Here is a 4,044-nt window from a genome sequence, read left to right on the forward strand (position 1 = left end):
GGAGGACGTCGCCGAGCGCGCCGGGCAGGGGGTGCGGGGAACCGTCGAAGGCCACCGGGTGAGCGTCGGCAAGGCGAGCTGGGCCGGGCGGGCCGACCCGGCGTGGCTGGAGCGGGTCCGCGGCCGGGCCGCCGCGCGCGGCGCGATCACCGTGTTCGTCGGCGTGGACGGCCGGCTCGCGGCCGTCCTGCTGCTGCGCGACCGCGTGCGGCCCGACGCGGCGCGCACGTTCCGGCTGCTGCGCCGGGCGGGGATCGGCCGGGCGGTGATGGTGACCGGCGACCGCGCGGACGTCGCCGGTCCGATCGGCCGGCTGGTGGGGGCCGACGCCGTGCACGCCGGCCTGTCGCCGGCCGGGAAGGTCGAGGTCGCCCGGGACGAGAGCGCCCGCGCGCCGACCGTGATGGTCGGCGACGGAGTCAACGACGCCCCCGCGCTGGCCACCGCGGGCGTCGGCGTCGCGCTCGGCGCCCGCGGCGCCACGGCCTCGTCCGAGGCGGCCGACGTGGTCATCACCGTGGACCGCCTGGAGCGGCTGGCCGAGACGCTCGCGATCGCGCGGCGCACCCGGTCGGTCGCGCGCCAGAGCGTGCTCGCCGGGATGGGGCTCGCGCTGGCCGCGATGGTCGTCGCGGCGCTGGGGTTCCTGACCCCGGCGGCGGGGGCGCTGCTCCAGGAGGGCATCGACGTGGCGGCGATCCTGTCCGCCCTGCGCGTGCTCGGTCCGGGCCGCGACCGGGCGCCGCGCCTGCGCGGCGACGAGGCCGAACTCGTCCGGCGGCTGGACGAGGAGCACCGCGCGCTGTGGCCGCGGATCGAGCGCCTTCCCGCGCTGGCGGGCGCGGCGGCCGGTCCCGCCGGACGGCGCCGGGACGCCGCCCTGGACGCGCTCTCGGAGTTCCTGGCGGACCTGGAGGTCCACGAGCGCAAGGACGAGCGGCTGCTCTACCCGGCGGTCGCGCGCGCCCTCGGCGGTTCCGACCCCACCGGGGCCATGAGCCGCGGGCACGCCGAGATCGCCGAACTGGCGCGCCGGATCGGCGCGCTGACGGCGGAACTGCGCACCGCGCCGGCGGCGCCGGAGCCCGCGGACGACCTGCGCCGGACCGTGCAGGAGCTCTACGCCGTCCTCCGTCTGCACTTCGCCCAGGAGGAGGAGAACTACTTCGTCCTCGCCGACGTCCACGACCAGGCCGGCCCCTGACCGGCCGATCACCTGCCGCCCCTCCCCGTTCGGCCCCGCACACCCGGGACGTTCGCCCCTGAGGGCGGGCGCCGCCGGAGACGAGGCTTGAGACAGACAGCGCCGGAGGTGAGGAAATTGACGATCTTGGTGGCGTACGCGAGCGCCAACGGCTCCACGCGGAGCATCGCCGGGCGGATCGGCGCGGTGCTGGCCGAGCGCGGGCTCCGGGCGGACGTCCGCCCCATGGCCGAGGTGGAGGACGCCGGAGCCTACGACGCGTTCGTGCTCGGAAGCGCGATCCACGACCGCGCCTGGCTTCCCGAGGCGCTCGACTTCCTCGCGCGCGAAGGGGACACCCTCGCCCGCCGGCCGGTGTGGCTCTTCAGCGTCGGGATGCCGGCCGCCCTGCGCGGACCGTGGCAGCACTTCGGCGCCAAGGAGGAGGGCCTCCTGCGGGACGACCTGCGGACGAGGGTCGACGCCGTCGACCACCGCCTGTTCTCGGGCGTCTTCCTCCGCGAGCACACGTCCCTGGTCGGGCATCTGCTCTTCCGGGCGCTGGGATGCCGGTACGGCGACTACCGCGACTGGGCCGGGATCGACACCTGGGCGTCGACGATCACGGCGAGGCCTGCGCCCTCCGGGCGGCTCCGCCCGCGCCCGCGCGCCGGCCACCCCTCACCCGTGAAGGACGGCCGGCCCGCCCGTCCGCTCAGCCCCCGGTGAGGCCGCGGAGCTCGACGGGCAGAAGGCCGGGCGGACTTCGGCGGGACGACGCGAGGACCTAGGTCCCTGGCGGCGGGACCGCCCGGCGAAGGAGTCTTGGGGCATCAGGGAAAGGCCTAGGGGGAAGCCATGGGCACGCAGGAGATCAGCTTCGAGGCGTTCGGGGAGCTCGTCACGTCGATCGACGGCGGCGACGGCGACGGAGCGGCGCGCGTGACGGCCCGCGGCGAACTGGACATCGCCTCGTCCGCCGCGTTCGGCATCGAGCTGGCGAGGCTGATCGGCGAGCGGGGACCGGACGTCGTGGTGGACGTCTCCGGCCTGACCTTCTGCGACGCGCGGGGCCTCGCGGCGCTCGTCGCCGCCGACGATCTCGCGCGCAGCCGCGGCGGGGCCGTCACCCTGACCGCGCCCCGCCCGCAGATGGCGAAGATCCTGCGGCTCACCGGCCTCGACCGCCGGTTCACGCCGGTCCGCACGGCCGTCCGCTGAAGCGTCCCCGCGCGGGGTCTCCGGACGGGCCAGAGCACCCCGACCCGGCCTTCAGAGGTACCCGTACCCGGTATTAGGCACTCATCGACCGGCCGAGAGTGCAGCACCTCACATCACCTGTCTTCTTCCTGAGCTTGTGGTTTCGGAGATACCCCCCTAGGGTAAGCCGGACTCGCAAGGATACCCCCTAGGGGTAATGAGGAGGAGACATGTCCGCTCGTTCCGCACCCCCCGCCACCCGCCGGTGGTGGGCGCTGGCGCTCATCGCGACCGCCCAGTTCATGGTGATCATGGACACCTCGATCATCGGGGTGGCGCTTCCCCGCATCCAGGACGACCTGGGCTTCTCCCAGGAGAACCTGTCCTGGGTGTTCAACGCCTACGTCGTCGCCTTCGGCGGCCTGCTCCTGCTCGGCGGCCGGCTGTCGGACCTGCTCGGGGCCCGCAGGCTGTTCTCGGCGGGCTGGGTCGTCCTGCTCGGCGGCTCCGCGGTGGCCGGGGCCGCCGGCACCGTCGCCGTCGAGCTGACCGGCCGCGCGCTGCAGGGCGTCGGCGCCGCGCTCATCGCGCCCGCCGCGCTCACCCTGCTGATGATGCTGTTCGGCTCCGAACCCCGCGAGCTGACCAAGGCGCTGTCGCTCTACGGCGCCGCGGCTCCCGCCGGGGGCACCGCCGGGGTGTTCCTCGGAGGCGTCATCACCGAGTACGCGGCCTGGCCGTGGGTCTTCTACATCAACATCCCCATCGCCGTGCTGGCGCTGGCCGCCGCGCCGGCGCTGATGCCCGGGGGCGGCGGGAGCGCCCGCGGCTCGGTGGACGTGGTCGGCGCGCTCACCGTGACCGCCGGGCTCGGCGCCGTCGTCTTCGCCGTCGTCCGCGCCCCCGAGGTCGGCTGGGACGCGGCGGCGACCTGGGCCGTGCTGGCCGGCGGGCTCGTCCTGCTCGGCGCGTTCCTGGCCGTCCAGGCGTCCCGCCGCACCCCGCTGATGCCGCTGTCGATCTTCCGGGCGCCGAACCTGGGCGCCGCGAACCTCGCCCAGCTCCTGCTCGGCGGCGCGTGGATCCCGATGTGGTTCTTCCTGAACCTCTACCTGCAGCGGGTCCTCGGCTACAGCGCCTTCCCCGCGGGGGCCGCGCTGGTCCCGATGACGGCACTGATCATGCTCGGGATGATCGTCCTGGCGCCGCGGGCCATCGGGCGCCTCGGTTCCAAGGGCTCCGTCGTCACCGGGCTGCTGGTGCTGGCCGCCGGCATGGGCTGGCTGGCGCTCATCCGCCCGGACGGGAACTACTGGGTGGACGTCCTGCCCGCCTCGCTGGTGGCCGCCCTGGGCATGTCCCTGGCCTTCATCCCCTCCCTGGGCACCGCGCTCTCGGCCGCCCGTCCGGAGGAGGGCGGCCTGGCGTCCGGCATCGTCAACACCAGCTACCAGGTCGGTTCGGCTCTGGGCCTGGCCGCGATGACCGCCATCGCCGCCTCCTTCGGCGCCGACCGGATCGGCGATCTGCCCGCGCTCACCGACGGCTTCTCGGCGGCGTTCGCCGGCGCGGCACTGGTCGCGCTCGCCGGCGCGGCGCTGGCCGCCGTCACCCTGCGCACCCCGCGGCCCGAGGGCGCGCCCGCGCCCGCGCCGGAGCAC

4 protein-coding genes are annotated in these 4,044 nt (G+C 75.5%); all 4 read left to right on the forward strand.

Features of this window, described 5'->3' with window-relative positions; translation table 11 throughout:
• Nucleotides 1-1,204 (forward strand): heavy metal translocating P-type ATPase (locus tag AB0C69_RS39090; protein WP_360361207.1); only part of this gene is annotated, 1,204 nt, incomplete at its 5' end.
• A 117-nt stretch (nucleotides 1,205-1,321) separates the two neighbouring features.
• Nucleotides 1,322-1,912: a flavodoxin domain-containing protein gene (locus tag AB0C69_RS39095; protein WP_360361210.1), complete on the forward strand. Its 591-nt coding sequence runs from the start codon at nucleotides 1,322-1,324 to the stop codon at nucleotides 1,910-1,912.
• A 129-nt stretch (nucleotides 1,913-2,041) separates the two neighbouring features.
• Entirely contained in the window at nucleotides 2,042-2,404 is a 363-nt protein-coding gene (locus tag AB0C69_RS39100; RefSeq protein WP_360361213.1) for an STAS domain-containing protein, read from the forward strand.
• 209 nt (nucleotides 2,405-2,613) lie between these two features.
• On the forward strand, nucleotides 2,614-4,044 hold a 1,431-nt coding region (locus tag AB0C69_RS39105), incomplete at its 3' end, for an MFS transporter (RefSeq protein ID WP_360361216.1).

The sequence above is a fragment of the Actinomadura sp. NPDC048032 genome (assembly GCF_040653175.1).
Taxonomy (GTDB): Bacteria; Actinomycetota; Actinomycetes; order Streptosporangiales; family Streptosporangiaceae; genus Spirillospora; species Spirillospora verrucosospora.